16 protein-coding genes are annotated in these 17,741 nt (G+C 69.4%); 11 read left to right on the forward strand and 5 right to left on the reverse strand.

All coding sequences use genetic code 11. The annotated features are described in order from the left end of the window. Positions 1–30: 30 nt before the first annotated feature. From BLQ43_RS11985 to BLQ43_RS11995, 3 genes are read right to left on the reverse strand one after another with little or no spacing between them, the layout of a single operon-like run. Entirely contained in the window at positions 31–609 is a 579-nt protein-coding gene (locus BLQ43_RS11985) for a YceI family protein (RefSeq protein WP_176758662.1), read from the reverse strand. Beyond that, positions 609–1,169 (reverse strand): cytochrome b, encoded by a 561-nt coding sequence (locus BLQ43_RS11990; RefSeq protein WP_090021220.1) that lies wholly within the window; start codon positions 1,167–1,169, stop codon positions 609–611. Before BLQ43_RS11990 ends, BLQ43_RS11985 begins: the two co-directional genes overlap by 1 nt. A gap of 10 nt (positions 1,170–1,179) precedes the next feature. Continuing rightward, on the reverse strand, positions 1,180–2,034 hold the full coding sequence (locus tag BLQ43_RS11995; protein WP_090021222.1) for a hypothetical protein: 855 nt from the start codon (positions 2,032–2,034) through the stop codon (positions 1,180–1,182). A 376-nt stretch (positions 2,035–2,410) separates the two neighbouring features. Here BLQ43_RS11995 and BLQ43_RS12005 point away from each other — a divergent pair, with 376 nt between their 5' ends. The 3 genes from BLQ43_RS12005 to BLQ43_RS12015 all read left to right on the forward strand — a co-directional run bounded on the left by BLQ43_RS12005 (position 2,411) and on the right by BLQ43_RS12015 (position 6,696). After that, positions 2,411–3,799, forward strand: a complete 1,389-nt coding sequence (locus BLQ43_RS12005) for an alpha/beta hydrolase family protein (protein WP_176758663.1) — start codon at positions 2,411–2,413, stop codon at positions 3,797–3,799. Positions 3,800–3,862: 63 nt separating this feature from the next. Beyond that, positions 3,863–5,032, forward strand: a complete 1,170-nt coding sequence (gene mnmA, locus BLQ43_RS12010; protein WP_090021229.1) for a tRNA 2-thiouridine(34) synthase MnmA — start codon at positions 3,863–3,865, stop codon at positions 5,030–5,032. Between the two features lie 425 nt (positions 5,033–5,457). Next, positions 5,458–6,696 carry a DEAD/DEAH box helicase gene (locus tag BLQ43_RS12015; protein ID WP_245659572.1) on the forward strand — a complete coding sequence of 413 codons (1,239 nt, stop codon included), beginning with the start codon at positions 5,458–5,460 and terminating at the stop codon, positions 6,694–6,696. A 430-nt stretch (positions 6,697–7,126) separates the two neighbouring features. On the opposite strand, the gene BLQ43_RS12020 is transcribed toward BLQ43_RS12015, so the two are convergent. Beyond that, the gene (locus BLQ43_RS12020; RefSeq protein ID WP_090021232.1) at positions 7,127–7,999 is read right to left on the reverse strand and encodes a MurR/RpiR family transcriptional regulator; all 873 of its coding nucleotides are present in this window, start codon (positions 7,997–7,999) and stop codon (positions 7,127–7,129) included. Positions 8,000–8,291: 292 nt separating this feature from the next. Between BLQ43_RS12020 and BLQ43_RS12025 the strand changes: the two genes are divergently transcribed. The 8 genes from BLQ43_RS12025 (at position 8,292) to BLQ43_RS12060 (ending at position 16,663) form a co-directional block, all read left to right on the forward strand. Further along, positions 8,292–9,365 carry a TRAP transporter substrate-binding protein gene (locus BLQ43_RS12025; protein WP_090021234.1) on the forward strand — a complete coding sequence of 358 codons (1,074 nt, stop codon included), beginning with the start codon at positions 8,292–8,294 and terminating at the stop codon, positions 9,363–9,365. Positions 9,366–9,431: 66 nt separating this feature from the next. Beyond that, on the forward strand, positions 9,432–9,701 hold the full coding sequence (locus tag BLQ43_RS12030) for a hypothetical protein (protein ID WP_090021237.1): 270 nt from the start codon (positions 9,432–9,434) through the stop codon (positions 9,699–9,701). Between the two features lie 147 nt (positions 9,702–9,848). Further along, the gene (locus BLQ43_RS12035; protein WP_090021239.1) at positions 9,849–10,631 is read left to right on the forward strand and encodes an N-formylglutamate amidohydrolase; all 783 of its coding nucleotides are present in this window, start codon (positions 9,849–9,851) and stop codon (positions 10,629–10,631) included. Positions 10,632–10,698: 67 nt separating this feature from the next. Then, positions 10,699–12,054, forward strand: coding sequence for a glutamine synthetase family protein (locus tag BLQ43_RS12040; protein ID WP_090021243.1), 1,356 nt, complete (start codon positions 10,699–10,701; stop codon positions 12,052–12,054). A 91-nt stretch (positions 12,055–12,145) separates the two neighbouring features. Then, on the forward strand, positions 12,146–13,534 hold the full coding sequence (locus BLQ43_RS12045) for an aldehyde dehydrogenase family protein (protein ID WP_090021246.1): 1,389 nt from the start codon (positions 12,146–12,148) through the stop codon (positions 13,532–13,534). 50 nt (positions 13,535–13,584) lie between these two features. After that, complete coding sequence (locus BLQ43_RS12050) at positions 13,585–14,754, forward strand: iron-containing alcohol dehydrogenase (RefSeq protein WP_090021249.1); 1,170 nt, start codon at positions 13,585–13,587, stop codon at positions 14,752–14,754. 74 nt (positions 14,755–14,828) lie between these two features. Next, the gene (locus BLQ43_RS12055) at positions 14,829–15,341 is read left to right on the forward strand and encodes a TRAP transporter small permease subunit (protein ID WP_090021251.1); all 513 of its coding nucleotides are present in this window, start codon (positions 14,829–14,831) and stop codon (positions 15,339–15,341) included. Continuing rightward, positions 15,338–16,663 carry a TRAP transporter large permease gene (locus BLQ43_RS12060; RefSeq protein ID WP_090021254.1) on the forward strand — a complete coding sequence of 442 codons (1,326 nt, stop codon included), beginning with the start codon at positions 15,338–15,340 and terminating at the stop codon, positions 16,661–16,663. The genes BLQ43_RS12055 and BLQ43_RS12060 overlap by 4 nt, the downstream gene beginning before the upstream one ends. Positions 16,664–16,758: 95 nt before the next feature. Here the strand turns inward: BLQ43_RS12060 and BLQ43_RS12065 are convergent, their stop codons facing one another. Beyond that, a complete protein-coding gene (locus tag BLQ43_RS12065) occupies positions 16,759–17,679 on the reverse strand; it encodes a glycerophosphodiester phosphodiesterase (RefSeq protein WP_090021296.1) in 921 nt (306 codons plus the stop codon). Between the last annotated feature and the right edge of the window lie 62 nt (positions 17,680–17,741).

Below are 17,741 nucleotides of genomic sequence, written 5' to 3' on the forward strand. Positions count from 1 at the left end.
TTGTGGCTCCCGTTGTGTTGGTGATGGCTTTCAGTCTCCGGCCGGGCGTGTCGCCACGATCCGGATTTCGATGTCGACCTCGTTGGGCACCATGCCGGTGTTGCGCCACACGCCCTGGCCGATGCCCCAGCGCAGGCGCTTCACCGTCACCGTGCCCTCGGCGACCGCCTTCAGCGTGGCGTCCCGGCGCGTGACCGCCAGGGTGAAGGGCAGGTCCACCGGGTGCGTCTGCCCGCGCATCGTCAGCTCGCCGTGGGCGACGTAGCGCTTGCCGTCCTTGTGGGTGAAGTCGTCGGCGACGAAGCGCGCGGTGGGATGCTTCTCGGCGTGAAAGAGTTGTTCGGACGTGATCGTGTCGTCGCGCTCCGCCGAGCCCGCGTCGACACTGGCAATCTCGATTTCCACGTCCACGCGCCCGGCGTCCGGGGCGTCGCGGTCGAACGCGATGCTGGCGTCGAACGCGGTGAACTCGCCGGGCACGGGCGAGCCGGACTGCTCGGCCACGAAGCCCACGCGGCTTGCCTCGGGATCGACGTCCCAGCTCGGCGCGTCGGCGGCGTGCGCGGGCGGCGCGGCGAACAGCAGCGCGGCGGCGGTCAGGCGCTTCATCATGGGCGGTCTCCCCGCAGCGGTGCGCCCGGCAGCATGCGGCGCAGCACGTCGTTGCCGAGCACGAGGTGATGGCGCAGCGCGGCCAGGACGTGCAGCGCGACAAGCGCCAGGATGAGCCACGACACGTAGAAATGGGCGGCGGCGAAGGTGTCCTCGATCGTCTTCGAGGTGCCCGGATCGGGCAGACGCCAGCCCCAGATCAGCGACGGAAAGCTGGAGTAGAGCGAGAACACGAGCCCCGTGATCGGCTGGGCGAAGATCACGGCGTAGAGCCCGGCGTGCGAGGCGTGCGCGGCCCAGTGCTCCCAGCGCGGCAGCCCGGCCGGCATGCCCGGCACGGGGTTCGCCAGCCGCCAGCCCAGGCGGAGCACCGCGAGCACCAGGATCGTCACCCCGATCGACTTGTGCAGGTTGTACAGCTCGATCTTGAAGGGGGTGTTGGGCAGCTCCTCCATGTACCAGGCGAGCGCGAACTGCGCGACGAAGCCCACGACGATCACCCAGTGCAGTGCCTGGGCCACGGCCCCGTAACGGTGCGCGGTGTTGCGAAGCTGCATGCCACATCCTTCAGTAGTAAAGCGGCTGCGAGCGGGCAATGGCCACGAGCACCGCGACCCCGGCCGGCAGGAGTGCCACGGCGAGGGTGAGCGCGTGCTGCCCGAGCGCGGCCGCGGGCGAACCGGCCGACTGCGGCCGCGCGGCGCCGAAGAGCGCGTCGCGGACGGTGTCCGCAAGCAGTACCGGGGCGAGCAGTGCCAGCGCCAGCGGTTCGGCCTGGGTGTAGAGCGCCAGGATGGTCACCAGCCCCACCAGGGGCAGGCCGGTGGTCAGGTGCATCAGGCTGCCCACGCCGCGAGGGCTCCAGCCCACGGCCGTCAGCGCGCCCGCCAGCGTCGCCGCCAGGACGCCCACCAGCTGCGCCATGGCGTAGGATGAGCCGTAGAGCCCGATGGCGGCGGCCGCGATGGTCGCCAGCATCACCCGGCCGGCGTGGCCCCGGCCCGGCGCTTCCGCCGCGCGGGTCAGCACCCAGGTTGCCGCGGCGCCAACCAGCAGCGCCCGCACCCAGGCGTCCGCATGCGGCACGGCCAGCCGCGGCCACCCCAGCCACAGGAGCGCCAGCGAGACGGCGCCGGCCACGACCAGCAGCCGCCCGCGCGCGCTGCTGACGCGCAAGGCCGCCCAGCCCGCCAGCAGGCCCAGGGGCGCCAGCCAGGGCAGCTTTTCCACCGCTCCGCTCGGCGGCACGTCCGGCCAGCCCAGCACGCCCACGAGCCCGGTGGCGAAGCCCGCGATCACCCCGAGCGCCCCGGCGAAGCCGTTCGTTCGCGCCTTCCCCGCCAGCAGCCAGGTGCCCCCGGCGACGACCAGAGCCGCGATGAAGGGCAGAGCAAGACCGTCGATCAGCGCGGCGTTGAGCATCCGGGCCTCCGTGTCCGCAAATGACGGTAGATCGTGTGCGCGCGCTGGCCAATGCGGCGGACGTGAACAGCCTGTGGCCGCTGCGGAAACGATACGGGATCGGCGCGCTTCATCCGTGCCGCACCGTCATCGCGTGGCCCCCGCACACGGTTTCCATGGCACGCTCCTTGGTCCGGATGCGCACGCCGGCGGTCGCCGGTCGGCTCGGCGCCGAGACGGCCGGGATTCCCCGGCGCGGCGAGTTCGTCCGCTCGCACGCGCCCCCGAGCGGCCTTGGCGCATTCGCGCTGCCGGGTCACAATCGGAACCTCCGCGGGTCCGTGTACCCCGCCGTCGGGTGACGGGGCGCCGCGACGGACCGCTCGGACGGGAGACGATGTCCCAACGCCAACGCGATCATCTGCCGCCGCCGCTCGAGATTCCGTTGCTGGGCAGCCGCACCGGCAACCTGCTGCTGCGGCCGTGGTTCGACCGCGTCACGATTCGCTGGGTGACGCGGCTGTTTTTCCCCATGTCGCGCGGCTGGGCCGCTGCCGGTGTGGCGGAAGGCTCGCAGCGCCGCTTCGCCCGCGAACTCGGGGTGCGCACCGCTGACCTGCCGCGCGCGGCCACGACCCGCCTGCTCAACGCCGTCCACCGGACACAGGATGACTACCGCGCCGCCCGCGAGGAATGGCTGGAGACGTTCTACGCCGATTCCCAGCCCGCGCAGGAACGGCTGGCGGCGGCGGAGTCGGCCCGCGAGCGCGCGGCTCAGGCCTACATGGCCACGCGTGCCTACGCCTTTCCCATCCACGTGCGCCAGCGCCTGCCGGGGGTGGCGTTTTCCATCACCGATCCCGACACCGTCGCCGCCGCGCACGCGCACCGCCTGAACGGGCCGGCCACGCGCTTTCCGCCGCCGCCAGCGCCCGAGATGCGGCAGACCTACGGCGTCGGCGGCGGCTACGGCGAGGTGTCGTGGCTGGGCTGGCCCTCGCCGGGGGCGGGGGACACGGCCTGGGCGCGCGTCTACACCCCGACGGACGTGAAGAACCCGCCGACGCTGATCCATCTCCACGGCATCGGCATGGAGATGGAGATGTGGCGCGCGCAGCGCGATCCCGTGAACGCGCTCGCCCGCGACGCCGGCATCCGCGTGATCCGCCCGGAAGGGCCCTGGCACGGCTCGCGCATGATGCCCGGCTACCACGGCGGCGAGCCCGTGCTGGCCTTCGCGCCCGAGGGCTATCTCGACTACCTCCAGACCTGGGTGGCGGAAGCCGCGCAGCTCATCCGCTGGGCGCGTGCCACCAGCACCGGCCCCGTGCTCATCGGCGGGCTGAGCCTGGGCGCGCTGACGGCCCAGATCGTCGGGACCGTCGCGGCATGGTGGCCGCGCGAGCTGCAGGCGGATGCGATGTTCCTGGTCGCCACCAGCGGCGACATGGTCGAGGTCGGCTTCGAAGGCGCGTTCGCACAGGGCTTCGGCCTGGGCGAGAAGCTGCACGAGCACGGCTGGACGCACGACAAGCTGGTGGACTACCGCACCCTCATGGAACCGCAGGGGCCGCCCGTGATGCCGCCGGAGCGCGTGGTCATGCTGTTGGGCCGGAAGGATGCGGTGACGCCCTATTCGGGCGGGCTGGCGCTGGCGCGGCAGTGGCACCTGCCCTCGGAAAACGTCTTCGTGCGCAACCGGGGGCACTTTTCCACGCCGCTGGGGCTGCACCAGGACCCGAGCCCGCTGCACCGCGCCGTCGAGGTCTTGCGCGCGAGCGCCTGACCGGGTTGTTTCGTGGGCGCGGGCGCCCAAAATCCACGCCCGGATCGACAACGGACCGATGCCATGAATTCGCTGGGCTTCGACAAGCAGCCGCAGGACACGCGCGTGGTGGTCGCCATGTCGGGCGGGGTGGACAGCTCCGTCACGGCGGCGCTGCTGGCGCGCGAGGGCTACGATGTCGTCGGCGTGACGCTGCAACTCTACGACCACGGCGAGGCCGTGGGCAAAAAGGGCGCGTGCTGCGCCGGGCAGGACATTCACGACGCCCGCCGCGTCGCCGACCGGCTGGGCGTGCCGCACTACGTCCTGGGCTACGAGAAGCGCTTCCAGCGCGCCGTCATCGACGACTTCGTGGACAGCTACGTCCACGGCGAAACGCCCATCCCCTGCGTGCGCTGCAACGAACGCGTGAAGTTCCGCGACCTGCTGTCCACGGCGCGCGAACTGGACGCCGACTGCCTGGCGACGGGCCACTACGTCCAGCGGGCCGACGGCCCGAACGGGCCGGAGCTGCACCGCGCCGTCGATGCGGATCGCGACCAGAGCTACTTCATGTTCGCCACCACGCGCGAGCAGCTCGATTTCCTGCGCTTTCCGCTCGGCGGCCGGCCCAAGGCGGAAACGCGCGAGCTGGCTGAGGAATTGAGCCTCGAGGTCGCCGACAAGCCCGACAGCCAGGACATCTGCTTCGTGCCCCAGGGCAGCTACGCCGAGGTGGTGAAGAAGCTGCGCCCGGAGAGCATCCAGCCCGGCGAGATCGTCGACGTGCACGGCCACGTGCTCGGCGCCCACAGCGGCATCGTGCACTTCACCGTGGGTCAGCGCCGCGGGCTCGGCATCGGCGGGCAGGCGGAGCCGATGTACGTCATCCGCCTGGAGCCCGAGACCAAGCGCGTCGTCGTGGGCCCGCGCCGCTATCTGGGCTGCGACACCGTGCACCTGCGCGAGGTGAACTGGCTGGACCCGGAACCGGGGCCCGAGGGCGCGCGCGTTGCCGTCAAGTTGCGCTCGGCGATGGAGCCCGTGCCCGCGCGTGCGTACGCGGACGGCGCGGGCGGCGGCACGGTCGTGCTGGACGAGCCGGCGCAGGGGATCTCGCCGGGGCAGGCCGCCGTGTTCTATGACGGCACCCGCGTCGTCGGCGGCGGCTGGATCGCCCGGGCCGAGCTGGCCGCGCAGGACGGGCATGGTGTCAGCCGCGGGGAACAGACCGCGTCGGCAGCAGCCTCGTGAGCCTTGTCGCGCACCATCCGGCTCAAAAATCGCGCCCGCCTGCGATCGAACATCCCATGCCATGTTGACGGGGGAGGCGCGAGCGGGCATTTAAAGAGCCTGATTTTCTCGCGATCACGCGCCGGGCGGCCGATCACGGCCGCCGCATTCATCCCGAGACGATCTCCGCAAAACCCTCGGGCGTTCCAGAAGCGTGTGGAACGCGCGCCATGCGCCGCCACCCGGCACGCACGCGTGCGCCCTAGAGCACGATGAGACGATCCAGTCTCCGGCTGCTTGCCTCATCGTGCTCTGTGTCTGCGGTTTGCGGGCATGATTGCACGCCTTGGGCGCGCGACTGCGTGTCCAGAGCCCAGGCTGGAGCAGCCTGACCTCATCATGCCCGTAGCGGGCCGTTTGCGCCCGGCGCTGAAGGATCGATACTTTTGACCGACCAGACCACATTCGCCGACCTCGGCCTCGAATCCCGCATCCTGTCCACGCTGACGAGCGAGGGCTACACCACGCCCACGGCCGTGCAGGGCCAGGCCATCCCCGCGCTCGTCGAGGGGAAGGACCTGCTGGGCGTCGCCCAGACCGGCACGGGCAAGACCGCCGCGTTCTGTCTGCCGCTGCTGAACCGCCTGGCCGCTGAGCGCGCGCGGCTGACGCCGACGGCCGCGCAGGCGCTCGTGCTGGCGCCGACACGCGAACTCGCCATCCAGATCGAGGAAGCCTGCCGTACCTACAGCCGCGGGCTCGGCCTGCGGACGGCCGTCGCCGTGGGCGGCGTGCCCAAGGGCAAGCAGCGCCGCGCCCTTTCCGGCGGGGTCGATGTGCTGATCGCCACGCCGGGCCGGCTCATGGACCTGCTGCGCGAGGGCAGCGTGCGCCTGGATCAGGTGAGCAAGCTGATCCTGGACGAGGCCGACCGCATGCTGGACATGGGCTTCGTCGACGAGGTGCGCCAGGTCGCCCGCATGACCGCGAGCCCGCGCCAGTCGATGATGTTCTCGGCGACGATGCCGAAGGCCGTCGAGCGGCTGGCGAACGAGCTGCTGAGCGATCCGGCCCGCGTCGAGGTCAGCCCCAAGGCCCCCACGGCCGAGCGCATCGACCAGCGCGTCTACCACGTCGCCCAGGGCGAGAAGCGCGGGCTGCTCGCCGGCCTGCTGAACGACGAGGCGTTGTCCCGCGTGCTCGTGTTCACGCGCACCAAGCACGGCGCGGACAAGCTCTCCGAGCAGCTCGCGCAAGGCGGCGTCAGCACGGACGCGCTGCACGGCAACAAGACCCAGGGCGCGCGCCAGCACGCGCTCAACCGCTTCCGCAAGGGCAACGCCCGCGTGCTCGTCGCCACCGACATCGCGGCGCGCGGGCTCGACGTGGACGGCGTCAGCCACGTGGTGAACTACGATCTGCCGGACGCGCCGGAGAGCTACGTCCACCGCATCGGCCGCACCGCGCGCGCCGGCGCCGAGGGCGTGGCGCTGTCGTTCTGCGATCCATCCGAGCGGCGGCACCTGCGCGGCATCGAGAGCTTCACCCGCAACCGCCTGACCGTCATCGGCGAGGAGCCGCGCGGCGGCGATCGCCGGAGCGATCGTGGCGCGCGCGGGCGGCCCGCGAACGGCAAGCCGAAGGGCGATCGCCGGAGCGGCCAGGGCCAGCGCCGCGCCGCGTAAACGCCGGCATCGCACGGCCGGACATCATGAGCCCGGGGATCGCGCCCCGGGCTCAACCTGATTCCGGGGGCTATGAACGCGGGGTTTCGCAAACCGCACCCGCCCCTCCCAACCCTCTCCCGGCGGGAGAGGGTCGCCGCGCCGTGAGGCGCGGCGGGGTGAGGCTGTGGCGGTTCGGATGGCGATGCCGCTTGGTGCGCGTGGCGCGCCGGGCTCGGTCGAGAGTGTCTGCCGCCCCCTTTGATGTTTGTCGCGGCGGCCCCGGCACCGCCTCACCCCGGCGGGCCGGGCATCGCCACGGCCCGCCGCCCCTCTCCTGAAGGAGAGGGGCAATCGCGGTTCGCCTGCCACCCTTCCCCAAGACAGCCCCAAACACCTCGTTGGTCGGGCGTCCACCAGCCTGACTGACACGATGCAACAAGTGTTGTTGCTAAAGGAATTTTTTGAGCAGACCGGTGCGGTCGAAGAGATCTTCGAGGACTTCCATGCGCTCGCGGGTGGCGTCCCAGCGCAGGTTTTCGACGGCGGCGATGAGGGCTTCGACGACGACGAGCATGACGGCGGAGGAGTCCCAGGCGGAGGGGGCGTCGATGCCGCAGTTGAAGACGTGCTGGGCGTGCTTTGAGACGGGCGAGCCCCATTGGTCGGTGAAGAGGACGACGGTGACCTCGCGCTCGCGGGCGATTTCGGCGAAGCGGACGAGGTCATTTTCGTAGCGCCGCACGTCGAAGACGACGAGCACGTCGCCGGGGGACATGCTGAGCAGGTAGTGCGGCCAGCCGCTGGCGGTGGAGGGGACGAGCGTGACGCCGTCGCGGATGACCTGCATGTGGGTGAAGAGGTAGTCGGCCAGGGCGCGGGTGATGCGCCCGCCGACGATGGACACGCCGCGGCTGTGGTCGGCCAGCAGCTCGGCGACGGCGTCGAAGCTCGCCGGGTCGATGCGGGAGAAGGTGCTGCGCAGGTTGCTGGTCACCGTCTCCGCGAAGCGGTTGAGCATGTGCTCGTCGGGCGCTTCCTCGGTGCGCGCGTCGTGCTTGGTGATGGGGCCGGTGGTGGTGGCCTCCAGTTCGCCGCGCAGCGAGGCCTGGAAGTCCGGGTAGCCCGTGAAGCCGAGTTTCTTGACCAGCCGCGCGACCGTGGGCGTGGAGACGTCCGCTTTTTCCGCCAGCGCGGTGATGCTGCCGAGTCCGGCGGCCGGGTAGTGCGAGAGCAGGGTGTCGGCGAGCTGGCGCTCGGCGCGCGTGAGGTCCTCGAAGCGTTGGCGCAGGGCCTCGGCCACCGTTTTTGGCGTTTCGTCCATGTCGATCCCCCTTCGACCGGCCCCGCGAGTGGTCCCCGGCGCAGCCCGGTCGTGAACGGCCCGGATGGGTAGGCCGCACGCGCAAGGCTGGCAAGGGCTACCGCGCCGAAGCATGGAAGCCACCCCGATGGTCTGAAAAGACCTATTCACGTATGGACATGCTAGAAAATCCTATGAAACACTCAGGTTAACGCACAGGGCTTCGTCCCGCGCACCCCGCGGGCGAGGGCGCGTTGTCGCGCCCGGCCGGGCGGCCGGGCGTTCGTTGGGAGACGACAAGGGAGGCCCTTCGATGACCGACAACAACAATCTGACCAAACGCGACTTTCTGAAGCGGACGGGAACGGCGTCCGTCGCCGCGGCGTCCACGGTGTTTGCCGCGCCGTACGTGCGGGCGCAGTCCGACACGATCACCTGGCGCTTGCAGACCTACGCCGGTCCGGCGCTGGCGGAGAAGGTGATCAAGCCGTCGATCGACGAGTTCAACCGCATCGCCGACGGCGAGATGAAGATCGAGCTGTACAACGCCAACCAGCTCGTCCCGCACGGCGAGCTGTTCCGCGCGTTGCAGAACGGCACGGTCGACGCCATCCAGAGCGACGACGACTCCATCAACGCCCCGGTCGACGTGTCGATCTTCGGCGCGTACTTCCCCTTCGCCTCGCGCTATTACCTGGACGTGCCGGTGCTGTGGAACTGGTACGGCATCCGCGAGCTGTTCGAGGACGCCTACGCCGAGATCGACAACGTCACCTACCTGAGCACGGGCGCCTGGGATCCGTGCAACTTCGCCACGAACAAGCCGATCCGCTCGCTGGAGGACTTCAAGGGCCTGCGCCTGTTCATGTTCCCCACGGTCGGCCAGTTCATGCAGCGCTTCGGCGTCACGCCGGTGTCGATCCCGTGGGAGGACGTGCAGGTCGCGCTGCAGACGGGCTCGCTGGACGGCGTCGCCTGGTCCGGTATTGCCGAGGACTACAACGCCGGCTGGGCGGACGTGACCAAGTACTACCTGACCAACAATGTCTCGGGTGCTTGGGCCGGGTCCTACTTCGTCAACAGCACGAGCTGGGAGAAGGTGCCGGAGAAGCTCAAGCGCCTCTACATGATGTGCATCGACGCGTCCCACTACAACCGCCTGCAGTGGTACTGGTGGGGTGAGGCCTACTACCGCGTCCACGGCGAAAAGCTGGAGATGACCTCCATCCCCGAGTCCGAGTGGCGCACGGTCGAGGACGAAGCCTTCAAGTTCTGGGACGAGAAGGCCCAAGAGGGCCCCCGCAACGCGCGCGCCGTCGAGATCCTCAAGCAGTACGTCGACACGATGCGCAAGGCGGGCCCTCCATACCGCTACGAGTCCTCGTAACACCCAGTGATCGGACCGGTGTTTCGCGCACCGACCCGCCACGGCTCTACGTCAACGGAGGTTTTCATGACCCGTCGTGTGATGGCCGCGATGTTCGCCGTGGTCGGCGGCATCGCCTTCAGCGCCCCCGCGCTGGCCGCGGACCAGGAGAAGCCGTCCTTCAGCGAAGCCGACGCCAACGGCGACGGCAAGGTCAGCACCGAGGAAGCCAAGGAAGCCGGCTTCGACAAGTATCAGATCGTCGCGCAGGACGTGAACCAGGACGGCATGCTGACCGAAGAGGATTGGAAATACATGAGCTACCGCAGCAACTTCAACCTCTCCGGCATCGACTGAGGATGGCGGCGGCCGGTCCCGCGGCCCGGCGCGGGGCCGGCCCGATCCCGCTTTCGTCCGGTTGAAGCGCCCGGCCGCCAAGGGCCGCGCGGAACCGGCCCGGCCCCGCTTTCCCCTGGCCTCGCTTTTCAAGGACGTTCGCGTCGCATGACCCCACCCGAAACGGCACAGGATTTTCCCGACCCCGCCGCCCGCGTCGCCAACGACGCGGGGCGCGCACCGGTGCTGCTGCTGTGCGACCACGCCACCAACGCCATGCCGCCGGCCTTCGCCAACCTGGGGCTGCAGGCGCCCGAACTGGACGCCCACGTCGCCTACGATCCGGGCGCGGCGGCGTTGACCGAGCGGCTCGCCGACAAGCTGGACGCGGCGCAGGTGCAGTGCGGCTATTCGCGCCTTTTGATCGACGTGAACCGCGATCCGTCCGTGCGCGACAGCATCGTCGTGGAGAACGACGGCATCCGCGTGCCGGCGAACGCGACGCTGCCCGAAGCCGACCGCGCCGCGCGCGTCAAGAACATCTACGAACCCTACCACGCCGCCATCGACGGCGTGCTCGACACGCGCCTGCGGGCGCAGGGGGCGCAACTCGTCGTCGCCGTCCACAGCTTCGCGCCGCGGGTCCAGGGCGTCGACCGCCCGTGGGACATTGGCGTGATCTTCAACGAGGACCGGCGGCTGGCGCGCGAGCTGGTGGGCAACTTCGTCGAGGTCGAGGAACGGCCCAGGCTCACCGTGGGGCTGAACGAGCCCTACAGCCCGGACGACCGCGTTTACCACACGCTGGCGCGGCACGCGGAAGCCCGCGGGCTGCCCTGCGCCATGATCGAAGTGCGCAACGACGAAATCGCCACGCCCGGGGACCAGGACCGCTGGGCCGAGCGCCTGGCCGGCGCGCTGACGCGCAGCCTTTCGGCGCTGGCGCCCTGACCGCCGATCCCGCGGCCCGGGCCGCACCACGAACCGACATCGAACCCTCGCACGGGGAGGTGCCTGCATGATGACGCTCGACGAGCTTCGCCAGGCGGCGGAGGCCGGAACCATCGACACCGTCCTGGTCTGCTTTCCGGACATGGACGGGCGCCTGCTGGGCAAGCGCGCCACGGTTCACTTCTTCCTGGAGTCCGTGGTCGAGGAGACGCACGCCTGCGACTACCTGCTGGCCTGCGACATGGATATGGAGCCGGTGCCCGGCTACAAGGTCGCCTCCTGGGATCTGGGCTACGGCGACTTCGTGCTGAAGCCGGACCTGAACACCCTGCGCCGCGTGTCCTGGCTGGAGGGCACGGCGCTCGTGCTCGCCGACCTGACCGACGAGGAAGGCCACGATCTTTCCCACGCACCGCGCAACGTGCTGAAGAAGCAGCTCGCGCGCCTGGACGCCAAGGGCTGGCGCGCCATGATGGGCTCCGAGCTGGAGTTCTACGTCTTCGACGAGACCTTCGGCACGGCCGCGGACAAGGGCTACAAGAACCTCGACTACGCCGGGAATTACATCCAGGACTACCACATCCTCCAGACGACCAAGGAGGAGCCGCTGATCCGGGCGATCCGCAACCATATGGATCGCACGGACATTCCGGTGGAGGTGTCCAAGGGCGAGTTCGGCCCCGGGCAGGAGGAGATCAACCTCAAGTTCGCCGAAGCCCTGGAGATGGCCGACCGCCACACGATCTACAAGAACGGCGCCAAGGAGATCGCGCATTTCGAGGGCTACGCCATCACCTTCATGGCGAAGTACGCCTTCGAATACGCCGGCAGCTCCTTCCACCTGCACAGCTCGCTGTGGGACAAGAATGCGGGCGCGCCGCTGTTCCCGGACGCGGATGCCCCGCACGGCATGAGCAAGCTGTTCCGGCACTACCTGGCGGGCCAGCTCGCGCTCTTCCGCGAGATGACCTATTTCTTCGCGCCCTACGTGAACTCCTACAAGCGCTTCCAGGCGGCGTCGTTCGCCCCGACCAAGGCGGCGTGGAGCTTCGACAACCGCACGGCCGGCTTCCGCATCATCGGCCACGGCAAGGGCCGGCGCGTGGAGTGCCGCATCCCCGGCGCCGACGCGAACCCCTACCTCGCCTACGCGGCCACCCTGGCGGCCGGCCTGTACGGCATCGAGAACGAGCTGGAGCTGCCCGAGCCCTTCTCCGGCAACGCCTATGACGCCGTCGACATCCCCGACGTGCCCAAGACGCTGCGGGAGTCCATCGAGGCGCTGGACACCTCCAAGGTCATGCGGGACGCGCTCGGCGACGAGGTGGTCGATCACTACGTCCACACCGCGCGCTGGGAGCAGTACGAGTACGACCGCCGCGTGACCGACTGGGAGCGCCAGCGCCTCTTCGAGCGCTGCTGACGAACCGGGCGGGGCGGGCAGCCGCCCCGCCGCCGCGGCCGTGTCTCGTGCCGATTTTCACGCACCGTCAGAGCAAGCGAGCCGGATCCCGATGACGCGACAGCTTCAATGCATTTCCCCGATCGACGGCCAGGTCTACGCCGAGCGGCCCTACGCCTCGCAGGCGGAACTGGACGCGGCGCTCGACCGGGCGCAGCGCGCGCAGGCGGACTGGCGGCAGGTGCCGCTGGACCGGCGCATCGCCATCCTGAACGACGCCATCGACCGCTTCGTCGCCGAGCGCGAGCAGATCGGCGAGGAGATCACGGCGCAGATGGGGCGGCCCATCAAGGCGTCGCCCAAGGAAGCCAACATCTTCGAGGAGCGCGCCCGCTACATGCTGCGGGTCGCGCCGGAGGAGCTTGAGCGCCTGGAGATCGCGGACGACCGGGGCCGGCGCCAGTTTATCAAGCGCGAGCCGGTGGGCGTGGCGCTCGTCGTGGTGCCGTGGAACTACCCCTACATGACGGCTGTGAACTCCGTCTGGCCGGCGCTGGCGGCGGGCAACGCCGTAATCCACAAGCCCTCGGCGCAGACGCCGCTGTCGGCGGAGCGCTTCGCCCGCGTGCTGCACGAGGCCGGGCTGCCCGAGGGCGTGTTCCAGGCCGTCCACCTGGACCGCACAATGACCTCCGGCGCGGTGGCGGACCCGCGCGTGGACTTCGTCGCCTTCACCGGCTCGGTGCCGGGCGGGCGCGCCGTGCAGGCGGCCGCGGACGGCAACTTCCCGGGCATGGGGCTGGAGCTGGGCGGCAAGGACCCCGGCTACGTGCGCCCGGACGCCGACATCGCCAAGGCCGTCGCGGGCACGGCCGAGGCCGCCTTCTTCAACAGCGGCCAGTCGTGCTGCGCGCTGGAGCGCCTCTACGTCCACGCCGACGTCTACGACGACTTCCTCGCCCGCTTCGTCGAGGAGGTGAAGGGCTTCACCCTGGGCGACCCGCGCGATCCCAACACCTCGCTGGGCCCGCTGGTGCGCACGGACGCCGCGGCCTTCGTGCGCGAGCAGGTGGACGCCGCCGTGAAGGCCGGCGCGACGGCGCACATCGACCCGGCGGACTTCCCGGCGGCCAAGGACGGCACGCCCTACGTCGCGCCGCAGGTGCTCACCAACGTCGATCACACCATGGCGATCATGACCGAGGAGACCTTCGGCCCCGCCGTGGGGATCATGAAGGTGGAAAGCGACGACGAGGCCGTGAAGCTGATGAACGACAGCCAGTTCGGGCTCACCGCCTCGATCTGGACGCGCGACATCGACGCCGCCGAGCGCCTCGGCGAGCGCATCGAAACGGGCACCGTCTTCGCCAACCTCGCCGACTACCTGGACCCCGCGCTGGCCTGGGTCGGCGTCAAGCAGACCGGCAAGGGCTGCACGCTCTCGCGCCTGGGCTATCAACAGCTCACGCGGCCCAAGTCCTTCAACCTGCACCGCGTCTGACCGCCGTTCCCGCCACCGCATCCGAGTTGTTCAACAGGGGCGCGCCAACCATGAGCCAGCCGACCGCGACCTGGACCTTCCCCACCACCATCCGCTTCGGCGCCGGCCGCCGGCGCGAGCTGGCCGAGGCCTGCCGGGCCGTCGGCATGCACCGCCCGCTCGTCGTCACCGACGCCGGCCTGGCCGACCACGGCATCATCCGGGAAATCCTCACCCTCGTCCGCGCGGACGGCCTAGAGGCCGGGCTGTTCGCCGACGTGAAGGGCAACCCCACGAGCGAGAACGTCGACCGCGGCGTCGAGGCCCTGCGCGCCGGCGGCCACGACGGTGTCATCGTCGTCGGCGGCGGCAGCGCCATGGACGCCGGCAAGGCCATCGCCTTCATGACCGCGCAGACGCTGGGAATGGAGACCTTCGAGGACATCGGCGACAACTGGAAGCAGGCCAACCACGCGGGCATCCTGCCGTCGATCGCGCTGCCGACCACGGCCGGCACGGGCTCCGAGGTCGGGCGCGCCTCGGTCATCCACGTCGCCGCCGTGGACCGCAAGGTGGTCGTCTTCCACCCCGAGATCCTGCCCAAGCAGGTGATCGCCGATCCCGAGCTGACCACCGGCCTGCCGCCGTGGGTGACGGCCGCCACGGGCATGGACGCGCTGGCGCACTGCCTGGAGGCCTACTGTGCGCCCAGCTATCACCCCATGGCCAAGGGCATCGCCGTCGAGGGCACGCGTTTGGTCAAGAAGTCGCTGGTGCGCGCCTACACCGACGGCACCGACCTGGAAGCGCGCTCGGACATGCTGGCGGCGGCGATGATGGGCTGCGTCGCCTTCCAGAAGGGGCTCGGCGGCATCCACGCCATGAGCCACCCCGTCGGCTCGATCTACGACACCCACCACGGCCTGACGAACGCCGTGGTGATGCCCTACGTGCTCGCTTTCAACCGCTCGGCCGTCGAGGGCGATCTGGGCCGGCTGGCCGGCTACCTGGAGCTGCCCAAGGCGTCGTTCGAGGGCGTCATGGACTGGGTCACCGAGCTGCGCCGCGAGCTGCAGATCCCGCAGACCCTGGCCGAGCTGGGCGTGGGCACGGAGCGCATCGACGACATGGCCGCGATGGGGGAGATCGATCCCACCGCGGGCGGCAACCCCATCCCCCTCACGCGGGACAACCTGCGTCCGCTGTTCGAAAACGCAATATCGGGTAAAATAGACAATTAACCCGGCGACACCGCCGCCAGGGACAACCGCCGGGGTTGTCGGGCCCCGGCAGGCTCGCGGATGGGGAGGCAGGCATGCCGAAGCCGGTGCGATGGTACATCCTGGCCGTGGACGCCCTGTCCTACTGGGTGGGGCGGCTGGCGCTGTACCTGATTTTCGTGATGATGGGGACGCTGCTGTTCGCCGCGTTTTCGCGGGTGACGTTCAACCTGTCGTTCGTCTGGCTCGTGGAAACGATGCAGTTCACGCTCGTCGCCTACTTCCTGCTGGGCGGCGCCTATTCCATGCAGCTCGGCTCGCACGTGCGCATGGATCTCTTTTATGAACGCTGGTCCGAGCGCACCAAGGCCGTCGTCGACGCGGTCACGATCTGCTTCCTGATCTTTTATCTGGTGTTCCTGCTGTACGGCGGCATCGCCAGCACCGAGTACGCCATCAAGTACGGCGAAACCAGCCGCACCGCGTGGTCCCCGCCGATGGCGCCCATCAAGGTGATCATGTGCTTCGGGATCGGGCTGATGCTGCTGCAGGCCACGGCCCGCTTCCTGAAAAACATTGCCGCGGCGCTGGGGGTGCGGGCGACATGAGCCACGAAATGATCGCGCTCACGATGCTCGGGGGCATGCTGGTCCTGTTGTTCACGGGCCAGCGGGTCTTCGGCGCCATCGGCTTCGTCGCCGCCGCCTCGGCGGTGGCGCTCTACGGGACGGGCGGCAACCAGATGCCGTTCAACGCCGCGATGACGGTGCTGGACTGGTACCCGCTCGTGACGCTGCCGATGTTCATCTACATGGGCTACATGCTCTCGGAGTCCGGCATCTCCGGGGATCTCTACAAGATGTTCCACGTCTGGGCCGGTCCGCTCAGCGGCGGCTTGGCGATGGGCACGATCGGGGTGATGCTGGCGATCTCCGCGATGAACGGGCTCTCGGTCGCGGGCATGGCCATCGGCGCCTCGATCGCGCTGCCGGAGATGATGCGCCGGGGCTACAACAAGCTGATGATCACCGGCACCATCCAGGCCGGCAGCTCGCTGGGCATCCTGGTGCCGCCGTCCGTCGTGCTGGTGCTCTACGGCATCATCGCCAAGCAGCCCATCGGCCAGCTGTGGCTCGCCGGCATCATTCCGGGCCTGATCCTGGCGGGTCTGTTCGTTCTCTACATCGGCATCCGCTGCTGGCTGCAGCCGGGGATGGGGCCGCCGCTGCCGCTGGCGGAGCGCCAGGAGTACAGCTTCGCCGACAAGCTGCGCCTGCTGCGCGCGGGTATTATCCCGCTGGTCATCTTCTTCACGATGATGGGGCTCTTCTTCACCGGCGTGACCAGCCTGGTGGAAAGCTCCGCCGTGGGCGCGGCGGCGGCCACGATCGTGGCGGCGGTGAAGGGGCGCCTGACGTGGTCGGTGACCGAGAACACCATCCGCAACACGCTCAGCATCAGCTGCATGTTCCTCTGGGTGATCATGGCGGCGCTGTGCTTCGGCGCGGTGTTCGACGGGATCGGCGCCAAGTACGCGATTCAGTCGCTCTTCCTGGAGGGCTGGGGGCTCGGCCCGTGGGAGACGCTGATCATGATGCAGCTCTCCTTCATCGTGCTCGGCATGTTCCTGGACGACACGGCGATGCTGGTGATCGTGGCGCCGCTCTACGTGCCGCTGGTCATGCGCCTGGGCTTCGATCCCGTGTGGTACGGCGTCCTCTACACGATCACCTGCCAGATCGCGTACATGACCCCGCCGTTCGGCTACAACCTCTTCCTGATGAAGGCGATGGCGCCCGACGATGTGGGGCTGCGGGACATCTACCTGTCCATCATCCCCTTCGTCTTCATCATGGTGATCGGGCTGGCGATCATCATGGCCTTCCCGCAGCTCTCGCTGTGGCTCCCGGAGCTGGTCTACGGCGACTGAGGCCGGCCGGCCCGCGCGACCAAGAAGGCCCCGGTGCGGCGAGGCTGCACCGGGGCCGTGTTTTGCCTGCCGCGTTCAGGCCGAGACTGACGGGCTCAGCGCGCGCGCACGGCGTTCAGGCGGTCCGGAAAATTGGTGAAGATCCCCGTGACGCCCCAGTCGATCAGCCGCTGCATCCGGGCCATGGAATCGATGGTGTAGACGTGCACGCCCAGGCCGGCGCGGCGCGCGGTGTCCACGAAGGCCGCGTCGATCACCTGCCGGTCCTTGTAGTGCATGTTCGTGCCGATGCCGACGGCGTACTCGTCGACCGCGTTGAAATCGCTGACGCTCACGGCATTGGGCGCTGGCGTGACCTTCTTCCATTCCTTGAGCGGGGCGCCGGCCTCGTAGCCCTTGGGGTGGAACCAGATCAGCTGAACGAGCGGGATCTCGGGGTTGAGCTCGTGCGCCTTTTGCAGCGAGTCCTGGACGAACGACTGGATGACGATGCTGTCGGCCTCGACCAGATCGTATTCCTCGACGAGGTTCACCAGCTTCTTGGTGAGGCCGGGATTTTCGCCGGGCGACTTGATCTCGATGTAATACTTCTGGTCCGTGCCGTATTTCTCGAAAAGCTCGCGCAGCGTGGGAACCTGGGCGCCCTCGAACGCCGTCTTGGCGCGGTAGGGGTATTTCTCGTTGAACCAGGTGCCCGCGTCGAGCTTCTTGAGCTCCTTGAGCGTGTAATCGCTCAGCGGCCCCGAGCCGTCCGTCGTGCGGTCGACCTTGGTGTCGTGGAAGGCGACGAGGCGGCCGTCCGCCGTCAACTGGGCGTCCAGTTCCAGGTAATCGGCGTTCAAGTCGACCGCCTTGTCGAAGGCGGGCATGGTTTCCTCGGGCGCGTGCCCGCTGGCGCCGCGGTGGGCGATGTTCAGGACCTCGCCGTGATCGGCGAGGGTGTCGGCGCCGGCGGCGGTCGCGCCGACGCAGCTCAGGGACAGCGCGGCGGTGAACAGGCGCAAGACCTGCCGCATGGTTGCCTCCATGATGTTCGGAACACTCGGGAAAAAGCCGTCAGGCTGGCGGAACGCTGCCC

Source organism: Limimonas halophila (assembly GCF_900100655.1).
Taxonomy (GTDB): domain Bacteria; phylum Pseudomonadota; class Alphaproteobacteria; order Kiloniellales; family Rhodovibrionaceae; genus Limimonas; species Limimonas halophila.